Source organism: Hydrogenophaga sp. L76, from assembly GCF_057654755.1.
Genome location: NZ_CM172807.1, coordinates 293,012 through 312,157 on the forward strand (window position 1 = coordinate 293,012; position 19,146 = coordinate 312,157).

The window sequence follows — 19,146 nt, forward strand, 5'->3', positions numbered from 1 at the left end:
TTCACCTGGCTCAGTTTTGGGTCGGCACTACCCTCAAAAGTGGCTCAGTTTTCGGTCGGCGCCAACACGCATCATCGTGTTGCACAACGGCGAGCTGGTGGCCGATGGCGACCCGGTCACGGTCATCGCCTCGCCGGTGGTGCAGCAGGCCTACCTCGGCATCAACCCCGAAGAGAAAGAAGAGGCGGCTGCATGAGCGAGACCCTGCTGAAACTGGCCGGCGTGCACACCCACATCGGCGCGTACCACATCCTGCACGGCGTCGACCTCACCGTGCCCGCCGGACAGCTGACCATGCTGCTGGGCCGCAACGGCGCGGGCAAGACCATCACGCTGCGCACCATCATGGGCCTGTGGCACGCCAGCCAGGGCACGGTGGTGCTCGACGGCGAGGACATCACGCAGAAGCCCACGCCCGACATCGCGCACAGCGGCGTGGCCTACGTGCCCGAGAGCATGGGCATCTTCTCGGACCTCTCGGTGCGCGAAAACATGCTGCTGGCCGCGCGCGGCGCGCGCACGCTGGATCACATCGACACCACGCGGCTGGAGTGGATCTTCAGCCTGTTCCCGGCCATGAAGAAGTTCTGGAACCACCCGGCTGGCAAGCTGTCTGGCGGGCAGAAGCAGATGCTGGCGGTGTCGCGCGCCATCGTCGAGCCGCGCAAGCTGCTGCTGATCGACGAGCCCAGCAAGGGCCTGGCGCCCGCCATCATCCAGAACATGATCGAGGCCTTTCGCCAGCTCAAGGCGGCACAGACCACGATCCTGCTGGTCGAACAGAACTTCAACTTCGCGCGCCAGCTGGGCGACTCGGTCGCCGTGATGGACGACGGGCGCGTGGTGCACAGCGGCCCGATGGCCGAACTGGCCGCCGATGAATCGATGCAGTCCCGTCTGCTGGGCCTCTCACTCGGAGCGCATCAATGATCGCCTTCAAAGAACTCGACTGGAAACCCATGGCTCTGGTGCCGGTGCTGGCGCTGGTCGCCTTGCCGGCCATCGGCAGCCCGTCCACCTGGCTCACGCTCACCGTGGCCGGGCTGGCGATGGGCATGATCGTCTTCATCATCGCCTCGGGCCTCACGCTGGTGTTCGGCCTGATGGATGTGCTCAACTTCGGCCACGGCGTGTTCATCGCGCTCGGCGCCTTCGTGGCCACCACGGTGCTCGCCAGCATGGGCACCTACACGGTGGCCGACAGCCTGTGGATGAACCTGCTGGCGCTGCTGCCCGCGATGCTGGTGGCGATGGCGGTGGCGGGTGCGCTGGGCCTGGTGTTCGAGCGCTTCATCATCCGCCCGGTGTACGGCATGCACCTGAAGCAGATCCTCATCACCATGGGCGGCATGATCATCGGTGAAGAGATGATCAAGGTCATCTGGGGCCCCGAGCAGATTGCATTGCCTTTGCCGGAGGCGCTGCGTGGCTCGCTGCTGCTGGGCGATGCCTCGGTGGAGCGCTACCGCATCATGGCGGTGCTGGTGGGCGCTGCCGTGTTCGCCGCCATGGTCTGGACGCTCAACCGCACCAAGGTCGGCCTGCTGATCCGCGCCGGTGTGCAGGACCGCGAGATGGTCGAGTCGCTCGGCTACCGCATCAAGCGCCTGTTCGTCGGCGTGTTCGTGGCCGGCAGCGCGCTGGCCGGTCTGGGCGGCGTGATGTGGGGCCTGTACCAGCAGAGCGTGACGCCGCAGATGGGCGCGCAGGTCAACGTGCTGATCTTCATCGTCATCATCATCGGCGGCCTGGGCTCCACGCTGGGCGCGCTGATCGGCGCGCTGCTGGTGGGCCTGATGGCCAACTACACCGGCTTCCTCGCCCCCAAGGTCGCGCTGTTCTCCAACATCGCGCTGATGGTTGCCATCCTGCTGTGGCGACCGCAGGGCGTGTACCCGGTCACGAACCGCTGATCGGGAGGACGCCATGCTTCACCGTCTCCTCTCCAAAGACCTCCCGCGCAGCCGCTGGCTGGCCGCGCTGCTGATCATCCTGTTCCTCGGCCTGGCGTTCGCGCCTTTCCTGTTCCCGGGCGTGAAGGCGCTCAACGTGGCGGCCAAGGTGCTGGTGTTCGTGGCCCTGGTGGCCAGCTTCGACCTGCTGCTGGGCTACACCGGCATCGTGAGCTTTGCCCACACCATGTTCTTCGGCATCGGGGCCTACGGCGTGGCGATCGCGCTCAACGCGGCCGAAGAGCCGTCGTGGGCTGCGATCGCGCTGGGCGTGCTGTGTGCGCTGCTGATCTCGCTCGTGCTCTCGCTGCTCATTGGCCTGTTCTCGCTGCGGGTGAAAGCGATCTTCTTCGCCATGATCACGCTGGCCGTGGCCTCGGCCTTCCTCACGCTGGCCTCGCAGCTGTCGGACTTCACCGGCGGTGAAGACGGCTTGAGCTTCCGTGTGCCTGAATTGCTCTCGCCCGGTTTCACGCTGACCGAAGAGCCGCTGGTCACGCCGCTGGGCGAGGTCGATCTGAACGGCAAGCTGATCACCTACTACCTGATCTTCGCTTCGGTCACGGCGATCTTCCTGACCATCCTGCGCATTGTGAATTCGCCCTTCGGCCGCGTGCTGCAGGCGATCCGCGAGAACGACTTCCGCGCCGAGGCGCTGGGCTACCGCACCGTCGTTTACCGCACGCTGTCCAACGTGCTCTCGGCCGCGTTCGCCACGCTCGCGGGCTGCCTGCTCGCGCTCTGGCTGCGCTACAACGGGCCCGACACCTCGCTCTCGTTCGAGATCATGCTCGACATCCTGCTCATCGTCGTGATCGGCGGCATGGGCACGCTGTATGGCGCGCTGATCGGCAGCGTGCTCTTCGTGCTCGCGCAAAGTTACCTGCAGGACCTGCTGCGCCTGGCGGGCGAGGCCACGGCGGGCATTCCGATGCTGCCCGCGCTGCTCACGCCCGACCGCTGGCTGCTCTGGATGGGTGTGCTGTTCGTCCTGTCGGTGTATTACTTTCCCACCGGCATCGTCGGCAAGCTGCGCGAACGATCGGTCCTCGCGAAACTCAGGGGCTTGAAATGAACACCTCCGCTGTGGTTCCCCAGTCGCGCTACCTGCCGTGCGAAGGCCGCGAGATCCACTTCATGGACTGGGCGCCAGCGCCCGGCGTGGCCGAATCGTTGCCCGTGATCGCCTGGCACGGCCTGGCGCGCACCGGGCGCGACATGGACGCACTGGCCGCGCACCTGAGTGCCCTCGGCCACCGCGTGATCTGCCCCGACACCATCGGCCGGGGGTTCTCACAATGGAGTCCGAAGCCCGAAACCGAATACTGCCTGGACTTCTATGCGCGCACCGCCACGGCGCTGGTCGACCAGCTCGGGCTGGCATCTTTTCATTGGGTGGGCACCTCCATGGGCGGCGCCATCGGCATGGTGTGCGCGGCCGGTCCGTTGCAGGGCCGCATCCAGCGCCTGGTGCTCAACGACATCGGACCCAGGATCGCTGACGCGGCCATCGAGCGCATCCGCAGCTACGCGGGCAACCCGGCTTCATTCGATACCGTGGGCGAGCTGGAGCAGTACTTCCGCAGCATTTACAAGCCCTACGGATTCCTCACCGATGCACAGTGGACGCTGCTCACCGAAAGCTCCACCCGCCGCCTGCCCAGCGGCCGCGTGACGCCGCACTACGACCCAGCCATGGTGATGCAGTTCACCCAGCATCCGGCGGACTACGCGTTGTGGGACACCTACGACCGCATCGATGTGCCGGTGCTGTGCCTGCGCGGTGCCGAGTCCGACCTGCTGCTGGCCGACACCGCCGAATCCATGCGCGACCGCGGGCCGCGCGCGCTGGTGGTGACGATCGCGGGCTGTGGCCATGCGCCGGCGCTCAATGTGCCGGAGCAGCTGGATCTGGTGCAGCGGTTTCTGGTGGGAAGCCATTGAGTGAGAGATCACCAGCAGGTTGATCCTTCAACACGGCGCGTGGTTTGCCAAAATTTGCCATTCGGCTTAGAGTTCCGGCATGAGCACCATGAACATCTCTTTGCCCGACACCTTGAAGGCCTTTGTGGACGAACAGGTGAATCAGCGGGGCTACGGCACCAGCAGCGAATACCTGCGCGAACTGATCCGGCGCGACCAGGACCGGCAGCACCTGCGCGGCCTGTTGCTGGCCGGTGCAGCGGCGCCCTCTGTGCAGGAGGCGTCGCCGGTGTACTTTGACAGCCTCCGGCAACGGGTTCAGGACGCTACCCGCACTCCGCGCAAGAACACCACCAGCCGAAAAAGCGCATGAGGTTGGGCAAGCCGGTCCGGCTGCGGGCGCTGGCTCTGGCGGACATGGACGACGCCATCGGGTACTACCTCAAGGAGGCGGGGCCTGAAGTTGCGCTGGGCTTCATCGATGAACTGGAGCGAGCTTATGCCCATCTCGGACGCCAGCCAGCGACAGGCTCTCCGCGCTACGCGCATGAACTGAACCTGCCCGGACTTCGCAGCTGGCCACTCACGCGGTTTCCTCATCTGGTGTTCTATGTGGAGCAGGCCGATCACGTGGACGTCTGGCGCGTGCTGCACGGGGCTCGCGACATGCCTGCCTGGTTGTCCGATGCCGACCCTGTGTCTTGATCAGTCCTTCGCACCCAACGCCAGCGCCCGCTCTCGACTTTCCTTCTGCGCCATCGGGTCGTCGGCCTGTTTCGTGGGCCAGCCCTGCAGGTGGCGCTCGGTCAGGTCGGTGAGGGCGCGGATCCAGTCGGGGCTGTCGTTCAGGCAGTCGATGTACTGGAAGGTCTGGCCACCGGCGTGCAGGAAGGCCTCGCGCGCTTCCATGTTGATCTCTTCCAGCGTTTCCAGGCAGTCGCTGGTGAAGCCGGGGCAGATCACGTCCACGCTCTTCACGCCTTGTTGGCCGAGCGCGATCAGCGTTGGTTCGGTGTAGGGCTCCAGCCACTTGGCCTTGCCGAAGCGCGACTGGAAGGTGACTTTGTAGCGGTCTTTCGCCAGACCCAGCCGTTCGGCCAACAGGCGCGCGGTCTTGTGGCATTCGCAGTGGTAGGGGTCGCCCAGGTGCAGGGTGCGCTCGGGCACGCCGTGAAAGCTCATCACCAGCTGCTCGGCCTGGCCGTGGTGCATCCAGTGCGCGCGGATCTTCCGGGTCAGCGCTTCGATGTAGCCGGCGTCGTCGTGGTAACGGTTGACGAAGCGCAGTTCGGGCAGGTGGCGCACCTTCAGGCTCCAGCTGGCGACGGCGTCGATCACGCTGGCCGTGGTGGTGCCGCTGTATTGCGGATAGGCCGGCACGATCAGCACGCGGGTGATGCCCTGCGCCTTGAGCTCGTCGAGCACGGCGGGGATCGACGGGTTGCCGTAGCGCATGGCGTAGCGCACCGTGACCTGGTGGCCGCGCTCGCCCAGGTAGCCGCGCAGCAGCGTGGCCTGCTTCTGTGTCCACACCTTGAGCGGGGAACCCTCGGGCGTCCAGACGCTGGCGTACTTGGCGGCGGACTTGGCCGGCCGGGTGCGCAGGATGATGCCGTGCAGGATCAGCCACCAGATCGGCCTGGGGATCTCGACCACGCGGTGGTCCCCCAGGAACTCGGCGAGGTAGCGGCGCACCGCCGGGGCGGTGGCTTCGTCGGGGGTGCCGAGGTTGCACAACACAACGGCCGTACCGGCCGACTGGCCATGGGAGAAGGGAGGTTCTTGTTGGAATGCCATGCGCTATTCTCCCGCAGACAGGAGCGCGTGCCGGGCCGCTCCCAAACAAGCTCGCACCGCAGCCTGAAAGGCGGAGGTACTCCGATGAACACCCCAGAATCCCGCCCGCCCGAGCCTCCGCTGAACGACGCCGGCCTGGACGTCTCGCGCATCCGCGCCATCACGCTCGACCTGGACGACACGCTCTGGCCGATCTGGCCCACCATCGCGCGCGCCGAAGGTGTTTTGCAGGCCTGGTTGGCCGAACACGCGCCCGCGACCGCCACGCTGTGCGGTGACAAAGCCGTGTTGCGCGAGGTGCGCAACCAGATGAACAGCGAGCGGCCGGAACTGGCCCACGACATGAGCGCGCTGCGACGCGAATCGATCCGCCGGGTGTTGCAGCGCGCGGGCGACGACCCGGCGCTGGCCGAGCCCGCTTTCGAAGCGTTCTTTGCCGAGCGCCAGCGCGTGGATCTGTTCGAGGACGCCTTGCCGGCACTGAAGTTCCTCAGCAACCGTTTTCCTGTGGTGGCCCTGTCCAACGGCAACGCGGACGTGCACCGCGTTGGCATCGGCGCGCATTTTCGGGCGTCGATCGGCGCGCGAGAGTTTGGCGTCGGCAAGCCCGATCCGCGCATCTTCCACGCCGCGGCACAGGCCGCCGGCGTCGAGACCACGCAGGTGCTGCACATCGGCGACGACGCGCATCTGGATGGCGTGGGCGCCCTGAACGCCGGCATGCAGCTGGCGTGGGTGAATCGCGAAGGCCATGCCTGGGACCACGCGCCGCTGGCGCCTCACATCACCGTGCCCGAGCTGCTCGCCCTGTGCCGCGCGCTGGGCTGAACCACATCACCTTGTTTCCATGAGCCTCACGATCTACGGCATCCCCGCCTCGCGCGCCGTGCGCCCGCTCTGGGCCGCCACCGAGCTCGGTCTGGATTTCGTCCATGTGCCCACGCCCTACCAGGGCGGCGCCACGCGCAGCCCCGATTTCCTGGCACTCAACCCCAACGGCCACATCCCGGTGGTGGTGGATCAACGGCCGCCGGAGCAGGGTGGTGAAGTCGTGGTGTGGGAGAGCATGGCCTGCGCGCTCTACATTGCGCGTCACCATGGTCCGGCCGATGGTCAGAGCATCACGCCCGCCACCGTGCGCGAAGACGCAGAGGCGCTGCGCTGGAGCTTCTGGGCCGTGAACGAATGCGAAGCCGATGCGCTCACCGTGTTGATGCACCGCATGGTCATGCCCGCCGAACGGCGCAAGCCCGAGCTGGCCGCCGCCGCCGAAAAACGCCTCGCCGTGGCGCTGCGCGTGATCGAGCGGCACCTGCAACAGCAGGACGGGCGCGGTGAAGCGCACCTGGCGGCGTCGCGTTTCACCGTGGCCGACCTGTGCGTGGCCAGCGTGCTGAACTGGGCCCGCGTGGCACGCACTCTCATGACGGATCACCCGCTCACGCACGACTGGATCGTGCGCTGCGTGGAGCGGCCCGCTCACCTGGCCGTCAAAGCCCTCGAAGCGGCGCGAAATGTCGAGTGAAGCACTCGGATATCATTATATGAAAAGACTCAGTATTTGCGTACAGATTATATAAAAAAGTATATTAGCTGGCTCAGTTCAATCCAACGCCCTGTTGGTTGAGCGGCTGGTCACCTCGTTTGCAGCAGCGTTCGTTTTCTTCAGGTTGTTGGGTGTAGATCGCATCCAGTGGCGCAGTGCGCCGGTGGACAACACCACCCGAATCCCGGAGAAAACCATGTCCCACACCCCCCATCTCTCCCTTGCCATGCTCACGGCTGCCCTGGCGCTGAGCGCCTGCGGCAAGGTGGAAGAAGCCGCTCCCGCTGCCGCCGCATCGCCTGAAACCGCAGTCGCCCAGGCTTGTGGCAAGGTCACCGTGGCCAACATGAACTGGCAGTCCGCCGAGGTGCTGGCCCATATCGACAACATCATCCTGTCCAAGGGATACGGCTGCGAGGTCCAGCTGGTGCCGGGCGACACCATGCCCACGCTGACCGCCATGATGGAAAAGGGTCAGCCCGACGTGGCGCCCGAAGCCTGGATCAACGCCGTGCGCCAGCCGCTGGACGCTGCGGTCCAGGAAGGCAAGCTGCACTACGCTGCCGAGTCGCTGAAAGACGGCGGTGTCGAAGGCTGGTGGATTCCGAAATACCTGGCCGATGCCCACCCGGACATCAAGACCATCGACGACGCCCTGAAGCACCCCGAACTGTTTCCCTCGGTGGAGAACAAGGGCAAGGGCGTGGTGCACAACTGCCCCTCGGGCTGGAACTGCCAGCTCACCACGGTCAACGCCTTCAAGGCCTGGGACGCGGCCAAGCAAGGCTTTGTGCTGCTCGACACCGGTTCGGCCGCCGGCCTGGACGGCTCGCTCGCCAAGGCCTACGAGCGCAAGCAAGGCTGGCTGGGGTACTACTGGGCGCCCACGTCCATCCTGGGCAAGTACGAGATGGTCAAGATCGATGCTGGTTACCCGCACGACAAGGAAGCCTTTGAAGCCTGCAACGCCAAGGCCGAGTGCGACAAACCGGTGAAGACCGACTGGGCGCGTGCCGAGGTGTTCACCGTGGTCACCGACCGTTTCCAGAAGGCGGGTGGCCCTGCCATTGATTACCTGAAGCAGCGCGCCTGGGGCAACGACACGGTCAACGCCCTGCTGGCCTGGATGAGCGACAACCAGGCCACGGGTGCTGACGGTGCAGCGCATTTCCTCAAGACCCAGCCCGAAGTCTGGAGCGGCTGGGTCTCGCCCGAAGTCGCCGAGAAGGTCAAGGCCGCGCTCTGACGCGCACGGTTCCATGGGCGCCGCGCCGTTTCGGCGTGGTGCCCGTTCGCGCGTCTGCCCGACCCATCGGGTTCGTGGCTGCTTTTGTGACCGAACCAAGGAGTGACACATGTCCTGGTTGAAAGAATTTCCCTCGCTCGGCTCCGAGCAACTCAGCGCCGTGCGCCGCGCGGTGGATGGCGCCTTTCGCAGCTTCACGCGCGAACACGGCGAAACCATGGAGCGCCTGTTTGATCCGCTGCGCGAGTTTCTGCTCGTCTCTGAACGCCTGCTCACCCAGTCGCCCTGGCCGCTGGTGGTCGGAGGCATCGCGCTGATCGCCTGGCTCGCATCGCGCTCCATGAAGATCGTGATCGGCACGGTGCTGACCCTGCTGGCCATCGGCTACTTCGGCATGTGGGACGACACCATGAAGACCATTTCGATGATCTTCGTCTGCACCGTGGTCGCGCTGGTCGTGGGCCTGCCGCTGGGCATCGCCATGAGCCGCTGGGACCGCCTGCAGAAAGTGGTCAACCCCACGCTGGATGTGATGCAGACCATGCCGAGCTTCGTCTACCTGATCCCGGTGGTGATGCTGCTGGGCATCGGCCGCGTGCCGGGCCTGATCGCGGTGGTGATCTACGCCATTCCGCCGGTGATCCGCTTCACCAACCTCGGTATCCGCCTGGTCGACAAGGACCTGCTGGAGGCCGCCGATGCGTTCGGCTCGTCCACCTGGCAGAAGATGCACCAGGTGCAGCTGCCGCTGGCGCTGCCGACCATCATGGCGGGCGTGAACCAGACCATCATGCTGTCGCTGGCCATGGTCGTGATCGCTTCGATGATCGGCGTGCAGGGCCTGGGTCAGCCGGTGCTCAAGGCGATCTCCAACCAGTATTTCACCATGGGGGTCTTCAACGGCCTGGCCATCGTGGGCATTGCCATCATTTTTGACCGCGTGTCGCAGGCCTACGGCAAGCGGCTGCAGAAACACCTGGAGGTGGTCCATGGTTGAGCACGCTGTGCCGCAAGCCGCGCCCGCCGGCATCTCGATCCGCCACCTGTACAAGATCTTCGGTCCTGCGCCCGAGAAGTTCCTCGGGCCGGTGCGCGAAGGCATGAGCAAGCAGGAACTGCGCGACGTTCACGGCCATGTGCTGGGCCTGCGCGACATCAACATCGACATGCCCGCGGGTGGCATCCAGGTGGTGATGGGGCTCTCCGGCTCAGGCAAGAGCACGCTGATCCGCCACATCAACCGGCTCATCGACCCCACGGCCGGCGAGCTGCTGGTGCAGGTGAACGGCCAGCCGGTGGACGTGGTGAAGATGAACCAGCGCGAGCTGCTGCAGTTTCGCCGCCAGCAGACCGCGATGGTGTTCCAGAAGTTCGCGCTGTTCCCGCACTTCACCGTGCTGGAGAACGCCGAGTACGGCCTGCAGGTGCAGGGCGTGTCGCGCAAGAAGCGGCGCGACAACGCCATGCGCTGGGTCGAGCGCGTCGGCCTCAAGGGTTACGAAGACAACTACCCCAACCAGCTCTCGGGTGGCATGCAGCAGCGTGTCGGCCTGGCGCGTGCGCTGAGCAACGACGCGCCGATCCTGCTGATGGACGAGGCGTTTTCGGCGCTCGATCCGCTGATCCGCAGCGACATGCAGAGTGTGCTGCTCGATCTGCAGCAGGAGATCGGCAAAACCATCGTCTTCATCACCCACGATCTGGACGAAGCGCTGCGCCTGGGCGACCGCATCGCCATCCTGCGCGATGGCGAGGTGGTGCAGCAGGGCACTGGCCAGCAGATCGTACTCAAGCCCGCGGACGATTACATCGCCAGCTTCGTGCGCGACGTCAACCGCGGTCGCGTGATCCGCTGCCGCACGCTGTCACTGCCCGGGGCGCGGGTCGAAGGACCCGATGTGGACCCGAGTCTGGTGATTGAAGAGGCCGCGCGCCTGCTGAGCGCCGAGAACAAGGATGTGGCCAACGTGGTCAACAGCAAGGGCAGGCACCTGGGCACGATCAGCATGGGCGACATCATTGGCGCCATCGTGCCGGCGAACCCGGAAGCCGTGCCCGATGCGGCCGCTGCCGAGGCGCGCTGACGGCTGCACCAGAGGCTCTGGACCCGGCATGAAAAAGGCGGACACCGGGTCCGCCTTTTTTCTTGAACCCGGCAGTGTGTTCACCAGCCCCACAGCAGGCGCTTGGCGATCCAGCCGGTCTTCCCGTTGTCGCGTTCGACGCGCACCCAGTCCGAGCGTTTTTCGCGGGTGCGCAGCAGCTCTCCGTACTCGGCCTTGCCGACGATGCGGTGCTGGGTGCCTGGCCCCTGGCGCACGTTGGCGGTTCTTGCCTTGACGACGTGGTGGGGCGCACTGCCGGTGAGCGCGCGCGCGACCCAGCCGCGATCGTTCTCGAAATCACGCACCTGCAGCCAGCGGCCCTTGCGGCTGACCACCTGGAGCGGGTAACCTTTTTTCAGCTCCCACAGCACCTCGGTCTGGGTGCCCGGACCCGAGCGCATGTTCAGGACATTGCCTTTCACGCTGACCATGTTCTGGGCATGCACCGCGGGGGCTGACAGCAGCGCCAGTCCGGTGGCGAGTGCGGCGAGGGTGTTTCGAAAGTGATGGGCGCGAGTCATCCGCAGGGGCTCCTTCTCTTGGGGTTGGAAAAACAAGCAGGTGTGAGGGCCTCGGGCGCCACAGGTTCCCGAAAAAGTGCGAGTTGTTGATTTGGGGGGTCATGGCCGCCAGGAAGCCTTCGTGTCCGCCATGGCTTGCCGGCACGCTTCCCGGTAGGCCTTGAGGGTCTGTTCGCAGCGCCCCAGAACGCTGTCTGCGGGGTAGTTGCCGGGTTCCCCGTCGGTGAGGCCCGAGGCCATGCCACACAGCAACTCCAGGCCTTCGCCGACATGGCTGGCGGTGAGGATGTGAAAACGGCCTTCGGCCACGGCATCCACCACGGCGCGGTCCAGCATCAGGTGGCGCAGGTTGCGTTGCGGCAGCAGCACCCCTTGCGTGCCGTCCAGTCCCGCCGCGTCGCAGACGCGGAACCAGCCCTCGATCTTTTCGTTCACGCCGCCCACGGGCAGCACCTCACCGTGCTGGTTGAGTGCGCCGGTCACGGCGATGCCCTGGCGCAGCGGCACACCGGAGAGCGACGAAAGCACCGCGAACAGCTCGGCACACGAAGCCGAGTCGCCCTCGACGCCGTGGTATTCCTGCTCGAACACGATGGAAGCGTTCAGCGCCAGAGGCGTCAGATGGGTGAACAACGCCGTCAGGTAGCTGTGCAGGATCAGCACGCCCTTGTCGTGGATGGGGCCCGACATCTCGACCTCGCGCTCGATGTTGAGCAGGCCGCGCGTGCCCGCGTGGCTGTGCGCCGTCACACGCACCGGCAGGCCGAAGCGCCAGTCGCCCAGGTCGATCTGGGTCAGGCCGTTGATCTGGCCGACGCGTTCGCCCTGCAGGGAAATCAGCCGCTCGCCGTCAGCGATGGATTCGCGCAGGCGCTGCTCCGGGTAGTCGTGGCGCTGGCGCCGGGCGTTCAGGGCAGCGTCCACGTCCGGTGCGTCCACCAGGGCGGCACCCCGCGCGCGGCACAGCGCGGCGCTCTCGGCCACCAGCGCCTCGGTGCGCGCGAAGATGGCGCTCTGTCGGGCCTGGTCGTCCACCTCGCGGTGCGAGTCTTCCAGCAGCCGCGCCACGGCCGCAGCCGAAAAATGCGGCAGGCCGAGCTTGCGGCAGGTGTGCGCCACATACTGCGCGCTGGCGGCGCGGGTGTCGTCGCTGGCGGGGAAGCTCTCGGCGAAGTCCACCTTGACGCGGAAATGGCGCGAGAACTCGGGGTCGCCTTCCTGCAGCGCGTAGTACTCTTCCACCGAACCGATCAACACGATCTTCACCTCCACGTCCACCGCCTCGGGCAGCAGCGACACGGCGGCCATCGGCATGTGCGAACTGCCGGGTTCTTCGATCTGCACCCGGCCCGAGCGCAGGAAGCGGCGCAGCTTTTCCCACACCAGTTCCTCGGACAGCAGGTCGCGCAGGTGCAGCAGCAGAAAGCCGCCGTGGGCCCGGATCAGGCTGCCGGCCCGCACGCGCGAGAAGTCCGTCAGCATCACGTCTTCTTCGGCCTGGTACTCGATGCGGCCGAAGAGGATGTGAAACACCGGGTTGTCTTCCACGATCACCGGCGCACCCGTGCGCCCGGCGTTGTCCACCACCAGGTTCACCCGGTAGCCCAGCAGCAGCTGGGCCAGCGCTTCCTGGCGCACCTCGTCGTCGCTGTCCTGCGCGATGAAGAGTTCGATGTGCTCCAGCACGTCGTGCTGCACCTGGTCGAGGTAGCTGCCGAGCTTGACCGAGTCCTTGATCTGCTTTTTCAGGCTGACCCGGATCTCCTGCATCTCGTGGTCCAGCCAGGGCTTGATCACCTGGCGGCGCAGCGCGGCGAGGGCCTCGTTCATCACGCGTTCCATGGGCCGGGTCTTGTCGAGGAAGCGCGCGATCTCCTTGCGCAGCGCCTCTTCGGCCTTGTCGATCTCGGCACGCCGTTCCTTGGACAGGGCGCGGGCTTCGTTTTCGGTCAGCGCGCTGCCTTTGTCTCCCATGAGCGTGAACACCAGGTGGCCGGATTCGCGGAACAGGTTGAAGCCCAGGGACTCGGCAAACGCATCCAGTTCGGCATAGGCCTTGGACTCCTCGACCTGGTACGCGGCCCTGATGCGTTCGCTCTCGGACTTGTAGTCTTCGCTGCCCAGACGCTGGGGAATCTCGGTCTGCAGCCCGCGCGAGAACCGGGTCATGAGCTGCCGCAGTTCGCGGCCCTGGCCGGCGGGCATGCGCAGGGCGCGCGGTCGTTCGGGGGTGTCGAAGTTGTGCAGGTAACACAGGTCGGGCGGCACCGGGCGCCCGGCGGCCACGGCCTGGGTCAGCTGGCGCAGCAGCGAGGCGCGGCCGCTGCCCACTTCACCCAGCACGAACAGGTTGTAGTCTGCCTGGTCCATCGCCAGACCGAAGCGCGCAGCGTTCTGGGCGCGTTCCTGGCCGATCCAGGGCAGGGCACTCGTTTGCAGTTCGGCCGTGTCGGCAAAACCGAGCGTGGCCGGATCAATGGTCAGGCGCAGTTGCTCGGGCTTCAGGGGCATGTCGGTCATGGGGCGTCTCGTGTGTGGTGGCGCCTCATGATGCTCGGAACGCCCGGCGCTCCGCAAGCCCCGACGTCAAACCGCCAGGCCGGCGGCGAGCCCGCTGCGCACCGCGCCTTCCAGCGTGGCCGGGTAGGGGCCGTCCACGTAGTCGCCCGCGGCCCACAGGCCCGGTGCGATGGCCGCAGCCGGCCGCTGCAGGCCGGGCGTGCAGGCGAAAGTGGCGCGCTTTTCCACCACCGTCTGGATCGCCTGCAGGTTGTTCAAACCCAGCTGGTCCGCGGCTTGCTGCAACACGGCCGCCTGCAGCGCGTCGCGCTCACCCTCGCTGGCGCTCACCACGAAGGCGAGAACGCCTTGTGTGGTCGCATCGTGCGGGTTGATCCGGCCGCGGTCGAACACGAACTGCGCCGGGGCCCGCCGTGCATCGGGATCGGCCGGCAGCGCCAGCATGGGCGCGGCCAGTCGTGCGCCGGGTGCCCAGGCATAGACGGTGGTGATGGCGGTGAACCGCAGCGCCTCGGCGTCGCGGGACCAGGCACCGAGCCGGCTGGCGGTGCCGGTGGTTCCCGCGTCGCCGGCATGCGAGGCGGCATGTGCCATGGCCTGTGCGGCCGTTCCCGCAGCCGTGGCCCAGATCACGCGGTCGAAGCTGTCGTTGCTTTCAAGGGTGTGCAGCTGCCACGCTTTGCCCTGTGGACGCAGGCCCAGCACGCGCTCGCCGGTGCGCAGGCGTGCGGTGCCCGGGTGGTGGGTCCGCAACCATTGCGCCGCCGCCTCGGGCATCAGCGCCGAGAGGTCGGTGCGCGGCAGCAGCAGGTTGGACGCACGCAGCCCCGCATGGCCCGCGCCAAACAGCGCATCGCGCATCACGTTCAGAAACACCTGCGCGCTGGCCTGCGCGCCGGGCAGGTTCAGCGCCGACACGCAGAGCGGCTCGATCAACCCGTTCATCACCCGCGCAGGCAAGCCCGCGCAGAGCTGGGCCACCGTGAGCGAGGGCGTGCAGGCAAACCCGGACCGCTGCCAGCCCAGCGAAGCCCGGACCAGCGCCAGGCGCTCGCCCCAGGACCAGCCGCGCGCGCGGGCGATCGCCGCCAGCGCATCGAAGGGAGCCGGCCAGCGCGCCGCCCAGGCGGGCATCTGCAGGCCGCTGCCGTCCGGGTAGGGCAGGGCCAGCGGCAGGCTGAGCAGGACCTGGTCCAGGTCCACGCCCACCCGTTGCATGAGTGCCAGCGACTGGCTGTAGGCACCGATCAGGATGTGCTGACCGTTGTCGAGCGTGAGCGGCAAACCATCGGGCCGCAAGGCGGGCAGTGCGCGGGCACGGCCACCCAGGGCGCGGGTGGCTTCGAACACGGTCACGTCGGCGCCCGCATCGGCCGCCGCCACGGCCGCGGCCATGCCGGCCCAGCCTGCGCCGACGACAGCCAGCCGGGTGTTCAAAGGCGACCCAAGGCTTGCACCTTCCAGGCCAGCCAGAACTTGCGCAGCGGCGTCAGGCTCACGCGCCGGGTCAGCACCAGCAGCGGGTCGGCGGCGATTTCCTGCAGCAGCGTGCGGTAGATGCTGGCCATCATCAGGCCGGGTTTCTGCGCCCGGCGGTCGGCTTCGGGCAACAGGGCCAGGGCTTCGTCGTAGGTCTTGAGGGCACGCTCGCACTGGAACTTCATCAAGGCCTGAAAGCGGCGCTGGAAATCGGCAACGTCCATGCCCGGCGCGGCGCCGCGTTTGAGCAGCTCGTGCGCCTTCACGTCGAAACGCTGCAGCTCGTTCACCGGCAGGTAGATGCGGCCACGCGCCGCGTCTTCGCCGACGTCGCGGATGATGTTGGTGAGCTGGAACGCCAGGCCCAGCTGGTGGGCGTAGGTGGTGGTCTGCGCCTGGGTCTGGCCGAAGATGCGGGCCGCCACTTCACCCACCACACCGGCCACCAGGTGGCAGTACTGCTGCAGGTTGGCGAAGTCGAGGTAGCGGTTCTGGTCCAGGTCCATCTGGCAGCCGTCGATCACGGCCAGCAGGTGCCGTGCTTCGATGCCGTAGGTGGCGGTGTGCGGCATCAGCGCCTGCATCACCGGGTGGTTCTTCTCGCCGGCAAAGGCCTGCGCCACCTCGCTTCGCCACCAGGCCAGCTTGGTCTGCGCCACGCCGGGGTCGCTGACTTCGTCGACCACGTCGTCCACCTCGCGGCAGAAAGCGTAAAACGCCGTGATGGCGGTGCGGCGCTCGGGCGGGAGGAAGAGAAAGGCGTAATAAAAGCTGCTGCCCGAAGCGGCGGCTTTTTGCTGGACGTAGTCTTGGGGATTCATGGGCTCAGGCGGGGTTGACTGAGTGTAATCAGCCCCGCGAGCGGGGCCTGGCGGGCTGGGGTCCGTGCTCAGTCCGCCGCGGGCCGCCGCCAGTGCCACCAACGTCGTGCCGGGCGGGCGGTTTTCGGGCGCATGAAAACGAGATACAGCAGCGGCACCACGAACAGGGTGAGCACGGTCGAGAACGCCAGGCCCCAGACGATGCTCGCCGCCACCGGGCCCCAGAGCAGGCTCTGGCCGCCGATGCCGAAGGCGAGCGAGAACAGGCCGCCAATGGTGGTGGTGGTGATCAGGATCGGCACCACGCGCCGGCGGCTCGCCTGGATGATGGCGTGGATGGTGCTCATGCCACGCTGCAGGCGGTCGTTGGCGGCGTCGATCAGCACGATGGCCGAGTTCACCGCGATGCCGGTGAGCGCGATCACGCCGTAGAGCGTGTAGAGCGAGAGCGGGTTGTTCGAGATCGCCAGGCCAAACGCCACGCCGGTGAAGGCCAGCGGCACGGTCACCAGGATCATCAGCGGCTGCCAGTAGCTCTTGAACTGCGCCGCCAGGATCAGGTAGATCAGGCCCACGCCGAGCAGGAACAGCACCTGCATCGCGTCCAGGCTCTCTTCGATGTCTTCGAGCTCGCCCGAGAAGTCGAGGTCGATGCCGGGGTGCTGCGCGCGTATCTGCTCCCACCCGGCCTTGACGATGTCGTTGGCCACCGTGGTGTCGGTGATTTCCTTGTCCAGGTTGGCCTCCACCGTGGTGGTGCGGCGCATGTTGTAGTGGCGGATGAAGCCGCGGCCCGGCGTGGCCTCGGACTGCACCAGCGCACCGAGGCGCGTGGTCTGCCCGTTCGGCAGGGCAATGGGTTCGTCGAGCAGGCTGGCCGGATCGGTGCGCAGGTTGTCGGCGCCGCGCAGGGCCTGGTCTGAGCGCACGCGCAGCTCGATCTTGTCGCCGCCGTCTCGGGTGAACGCCACCACTTCGCCATCCACATTCAGGCGCACCAGGCGCGCCACCTGGGCGGCGTTCAGGCCGGCGTCGCGCACGGCGTCGCGGTCCAGCGTGAGCTGCAGCTGGTTGCGCCCCGGCAGGTTGTCGTCCTGCACGTCCTTGGCGCCCGGGATGGTGGCCACGATGCTCTTGAGGGCATCGGCCGCGCGCTGGATCTGGTCGAAGTCGTCGCCGCGCACCTTGACGCTGATGGCCTTGCCCGCCGGCGGTCCGCCGGAAAGCACGGTGAAACTCTTGCGCCCCGGGCCGGGCAGGGTCTCGATGGTCTGGCGCATGTCCTCGACCACGGTGGTGACTTCGCGGGCGCTGTCGGTGCGCGGGTTGAGCGAGACGAACACCTGGCCATAGAGATCGCCATAGACCGGCTCGGTCTCGGTGAACTTGAGCCCGGCGGTGGATGTGACCGCACGCGCTTCACCCTCCAGGCCCACGCCGCGCAACTGTTCGCGCACCACGGCTTCCACGCGCTGGGTTTCGAGCAGCGTGTCTTCGAGTGATGCGGTCGGTGGCATGTCCACGTTCACATAAAACGCGCGGATCGGGTCGAAGGCAAAAAACTGCACCCGGATGATCCCGGTGGTCAGCAGGGCCACGGCGGCCATCACCGCGGCAAGACCCAGCAACGCAAAACGTTTGGGTCGGCGCAGCGCATAACCCAGCCACTGGCCGTAGCGCAGGCGGATGCCGCGGTTGAAGCGTTCGCGCCAGGCCTGCACGCGTGAAGGGCGGTCAAAGCGCACGCCGATGGCGCTCACGTGCACCGGCATCATCCAGAACGCCTCGATCAGCGAGATCGCCAGCGCCATCGTGACCACGAACGGGATCACGAACATGAACTTGCCCATGATGCCGGGCAGCAGCATCAGCGGCAGGAAGGCCGCCATGGTGGTGGCCACCGAGGCGACCACCGGCTTCCACACTTCGGCGATGGCGTCCAGACTGGCCGCGAGGGCCTCCTGACCGCGTTGCATGCGGTAGTAGATGGACTCGACCACCACCACCGCGTCGTCCACCAGCATGCCCAGGGCGATCACCACACCCAGCAGCACCGAGACGTTGACCGTGTGGTCCAGGGTGCCCAGCACGGCGAAGGTACCGAGCAGCGAAAACGGGATGCCCATCGTCACCAGCAGGCCGATGCGCCAGCCCAGGAAAACCCAGCACACCGCCAGCACCATGAACATGCCGACCAGGGCGTTGGTTTCCATCACGCCGATGGCGTCGCGCGTGGGCACGGTCTGGTCGTCGGTGAGTACCAGTTCCAGGCCGCTGGCGCCGAGCACGCTGTTCTGGCTGTCGATGTAGGTCTTGAGCCGGTCCACGAGTTCCAGGGTGTTGGTGCCGGACTTCTTGGTCACGGCCAGCGAGATGGCGCTCTGGCCTTCGGTGGCGGCGTATTGCGCGGCGGGTGCACGGGCGCGCTCGATGCGGGCCACATCGCCGAGCCGGGCCGATGCGCCGGGTCGGCTGGCCGAGGTGACGGGCAGGTTCTCCAGGGACTGCGGATCGGTCAGCACCCCCTTCACGCTGATGGACCAGGCGCCTCCCTGGGTCTTGAGCGTGCCGCCGCTGGTGTCGCGCCACCAGGCGGCCACCGAGTCGGCCACGTCGGAAGCGAGCAGGCCGCGCGCCGCCAGCGCCTGGGCGTTCGGGCTGACGAGGATCTCCGGGTCGCGCAGGCCGGAGGCATAGACCTGGTCCACACCGGCCTGGCGTTCCAGGTCGGCCTTGATGCGGCGCGCGTTCAGGCGCAGCACCTCGTCGTCGGCCTGGCCCTTGAGCATCAGCGCGGCGGTGGGAAAGCCGTTGCTGGTGGTGATCTCCAGGATCATCGGGTCCTTGGCTTCGAGCGGCAGTTCGCTCGATGCCTTGTTCTGGATTTCGCGCCGCAGGTCGGCCATGCGCTTGTCGAAAGTGCGCTCGTTGATCTCGCGAAAGCGCACCAGCATGCTGGCGATGTTTTCGCGCGAGCTGGAAATGACGAAACGCACGTCTGCCACGCCCTTGATCGCGTCTTCCAGCGGGTTGGTGACCAGGCGCTCGACTTCTTCGGCGCTGGCGCCGGGCAGCACGGCGGTGACGCTGACCCAGTTGAAGTTGATCTCGGGGTCCTGCTCGCGCGGCATGGTGTTGTAGCTGACCAGCCCGAGCAGCATCACCACCACGAAGGCGATGTTGGCCAGCGGGTGGTTGGTGAGGAGGGCGCGCATGAATTTCATGGGACGACCCGC

Annotated in this window: 17 protein-coding genes and 1 pseudogene; 12 read left to right on the forward strand and 6 right to left on the reverse strand. The window is 66.8% G+C overall.

Going from position 1 to position 19,146, the window contains the following annotated elements:
- Positions 1–52: 52 nt before the first annotated feature.
- The 7 genes and pseudogenes from AC23D4_RS01380 to AC23D4_RS01410 all read left to right on the forward strand — a co-directional run.
- Positions 53–196, forward strand: a pseudogene (locus tag AC23D4_RS01380) (ABC transporter ATP-binding protein); the annotation flags it as partial.
- Entirely contained in the window at positions 193–930 is a 738-nt protein-coding gene (locus AC23D4_RS01385) for an ABC transporter ATP-binding protein (RefSeq protein ID WP_472889428.1), read from the forward strand. The pseudogene AC23D4_RS01380 and the gene AC23D4_RS01385, both read left to right, overlap by 4 nt.
- On the forward strand, positions 927–1,913 hold the full coding sequence (locus tag AC23D4_RS01390) for a branched-chain amino acid ABC transporter permease (protein WP_472889429.1): 987 nt from the start codon (positions 927–929) through the stop codon (positions 1,911–1,913). The genes AC23D4_RS01385 and AC23D4_RS01390 overlap by 4 nt, the downstream gene beginning before the upstream one ends.
- Before the next feature lie 13 nt (positions 1,914–1,926).
- Positions 1,927–3,027: a branched-chain amino acid ABC transporter permease gene (locus AC23D4_RS01395; RefSeq protein ID WP_472889430.1), complete on the forward strand. Its 1,101-nt coding sequence runs from the start codon at positions 1,927–1,929 to the stop codon at positions 3,025–3,027.
- Positions 3,024–3,896, forward strand: a complete 873-nt coding sequence (locus tag AC23D4_RS01400) for an alpha/beta fold hydrolase (RefSeq protein WP_472889431.1) — start codon at positions 3,024–3,026, stop codon at positions 3,894–3,896. Before AC23D4_RS01395 ends, AC23D4_RS01400 begins: the two co-directional genes overlap by 4 nt.
- A gap of 79 nt (positions 3,897–3,975) precedes the next feature.
- Complete coding sequence (locus tag AC23D4_RS01405; RefSeq protein ID WP_472889432.1) at positions 3,976–4,248, forward strand: type II toxin-antitoxin system ParD family antitoxin; 273 nt, start codon at positions 3,976–3,978, stop codon at positions 4,246–4,248.
- Positions 4,245–4,580, forward strand: a complete 336-nt coding sequence (locus AC23D4_RS01410; RefSeq protein WP_472889433.1) for a type II toxin-antitoxin system RelE/ParE family toxin — start codon at positions 4,245–4,247, stop codon at positions 4,578–4,580. Before AC23D4_RS01405 ends, AC23D4_RS01410 begins: the two co-directional genes overlap by 4 nt.
- Here the strand turns inward: AC23D4_RS01410 and hemH are convergent, their stop codons facing one another.
- Positions 4,581–5,672, reverse strand: a complete 1,092-nt coding sequence (gene hemH, locus AC23D4_RS01415) for a ferrochelatase (RefSeq protein WP_472889434.1) — start codon at positions 5,670–5,672, stop codon at positions 4,581–4,583. It abuts the gene before it with no gap.
- A gap of 84 nt (positions 5,673–5,756) precedes the next feature.
- Here hemH and AC23D4_RS01420 point away from each other — a divergent pair, with 84 nt between their 5' ends.
- The 5 genes from AC23D4_RS01420 to AC23D4_RS01440 all read left to right on the forward strand — a co-directional run bounded on the left by AC23D4_RS01420 (position 5,757) and on the right by AC23D4_RS01440 (position 10,548).
- Positions 5,757–6,500, forward strand: coding sequence for an HAD family hydrolase (locus tag AC23D4_RS01420; protein ID WP_472889435.1), 744 nt, complete (start codon positions 5,757–5,759; stop codon positions 6,498–6,500).
- A gap of 19 nt (positions 6,501–6,519) precedes the next feature.
- The gene (locus AC23D4_RS01425) at positions 6,520–7,197 is read left to right on the forward strand and encodes a glutathione S-transferase family protein (RefSeq protein WP_472889436.1); all 678 of its coding nucleotides are present in this window, start codon (positions 6,520–6,522) and stop codon (positions 7,195–7,197) included.
- A gap of 217 nt (positions 7,198–7,414) precedes the next feature.
- Positions 7,415–8,464, forward strand: coding sequence for an ABC transporter substrate-binding protein (locus AC23D4_RS01430; protein WP_472889437.1), 1,050 nt, complete (start codon positions 7,415–7,417; stop codon positions 8,462–8,464).
- A gap of 109 nt (positions 8,465–8,573) precedes the next feature.
- Complete coding sequence (locus tag AC23D4_RS01435; RefSeq protein WP_472889438.1) at positions 8,574–9,461, forward strand: ABC transporter permease; 888 nt, start codon at positions 8,574–8,576, stop codon at positions 9,459–9,461.
- The gene (locus tag AC23D4_RS01440; protein WP_472889439.1) at positions 9,454–10,548 is read left to right on the forward strand and encodes a quaternary amine ABC transporter ATP-binding protein; all 1,095 of its coding nucleotides are present in this window, start codon (positions 9,454–9,456) and stop codon (positions 10,546–10,548) included. Before AC23D4_RS01435 ends, AC23D4_RS01440 begins: the two co-directional genes overlap by 8 nt.
- 80 nt (positions 10,549–10,628) lie before the next feature.
- On the opposite strand, the gene AC23D4_RS01445 is transcribed toward AC23D4_RS01440, so the two are convergent.
- The 5 genes from AC23D4_RS01445 to AC23D4_RS01465 all read right to left on the reverse strand — a co-directional run bounded on the left by AC23D4_RS01445 (position 10,629) and on the right by AC23D4_RS01465 (position 19,134).
- Entirely contained in the window at positions 10,629–11,090 is a 462-nt protein-coding gene (locus AC23D4_RS01445) for an SH3 domain-containing protein (protein ID WP_472889440.1), read from the reverse strand.
- 99 nt (positions 11,091–11,189) lie between these two features.
- Positions 11,190–13,610: a Lon protease family protein gene (locus AC23D4_RS01450; protein WP_472889441.1), complete on the reverse strand. Its 2,421-nt coding sequence runs from the start codon at positions 13,608–13,610 to the stop codon at positions 11,190–11,192.
- A 66-nt stretch (positions 13,611–13,676) separates the two neighbouring features.
- Entirely contained in the window at positions 13,677–15,047 is a 1,371-nt protein-coding gene (hpnE, locus tag AC23D4_RS01455) for a hydroxysqualene dehydroxylase HpnE (protein WP_472889442.1), read from the reverse strand.
- Entirely contained in the window at positions 15,044–15,910 is an 867-nt protein-coding gene (gene hpnD, locus AC23D4_RS01460) for a presqualene diphosphate synthase HpnD (RefSeq protein ID WP_472889443.1), read from the reverse strand. Before hpnD ends, hpnE begins: the two co-directional genes overlap by 4 nt.
- A gap of 68 nt (positions 15,911–15,978) precedes the next feature.
- Positions 15,979–19,134, reverse strand: coding sequence for an efflux RND transporter permease subunit (locus AC23D4_RS01465; protein ID WP_487623681.1), 3,156 nt, complete (start codon positions 19,132–19,134; stop codon positions 15,979–15,981).
- Between the last annotated feature and the right edge of the window lie 12 nt (positions 19,135–19,146).

Coding starts and splice junctions, on each gene's coding strand:
- AC23D4_RS01385 (WP_472889428.1), top strand. CDS start 193: ATGAGCGAGACCCTGCTGAAACTGGCCGGCGTGCACACCCACATCGGC.
- AC23D4_RS01390 (WP_472889429.1), top strand. CDS start 927: ATGATCGCCTTCAAAGAACTCGACTGGAAACCCATGGCTCTGGTGCCG.
- AC23D4_RS01395 (WP_472889430.1), top strand. CDS start 1,927: ATGCTTCACCGTCTCCTCTCCAAAGACCTCCCGCGCAGCCGCTGGCTG.
- AC23D4_RS01400 (WP_472889431.1), top strand. CDS start 3,024: ATGAACACCTCCGCTGTGGTTCCCCAGTCGCGCTACCTGCCGTGCGAA.
- AC23D4_RS01405 (WP_472889432.1), top strand. CDS start 3,976: ATGAGCACCATGAACATCTCTTTGCCCGACACCTTGAAGGCCTTTGTG.
- AC23D4_RS01410 (WP_472889433.1), top strand. CDS start 4,245: ATGAGGTTGGGCAAGCCGGTCCGGCTGCGGGCGCTGGCTCTGGCGGAC.
- hemH (WP_472889434.1), bottom strand. CDS start 5,672: ATGGCATTCCAACAAGAACCTCCCTTCTCCCATGGCCAGTCGGCCGGT.
- AC23D4_RS01420 (WP_472889435.1), top strand. CDS start 5,757: ATGAACACCCCAGAATCCCGCCCGCCCGAGCCTCCGCTGAACGACGCC.
- AC23D4_RS01425 (WP_472889436.1), top strand. CDS start 6,520: ATGAGCCTCACGATCTACGGCATCCCCGCCTCGCGCGCCGTGCGCCCG.
- AC23D4_RS01430 (WP_472889437.1), top strand. CDS start 7,415: ATGTCCCACACCCCCCATCTCTCCCTTGCCATGCTCACGGCTGCCCTG.
- AC23D4_RS01435 (WP_472889438.1), top strand. CDS start 8,574: ATGTCCTGGTTGAAAGAATTTCCCTCGCTCGGCTCCGAGCAACTCAGC.
- AC23D4_RS01440 (WP_472889439.1), top strand. CDS start 9,454: ATGGTTGAGCACGCTGTGCCGCAAGCCGCGCCCGCCGGCATCTCGATC.
- AC23D4_RS01445 (WP_472889440.1), bottom strand. CDS start 11,090: ATGACTCGCGCCCATCACTTTCGAAACACCCTCGCCGCACTCGCCACC.
- AC23D4_RS01450 (WP_472889441.1), bottom strand. CDS start 13,610: ATGACCGACATGCCCCTGAAGCCCGAGCAACTGCGCCTGACCATTGAT.
- hpnD (WP_472889443.1), bottom strand. CDS start 15,910: ATGAATCCCCAAGACTACGTCCAGCAAAAAGCCGCCGCTTCGGGCAGC.
- AC23D4_RS01465 (WP_487623681.1), bottom strand. CDS start 19,134: ATGAAATTCATGCGCGCCCTCCTCACCAACCACCCGCTGGCCAACATC.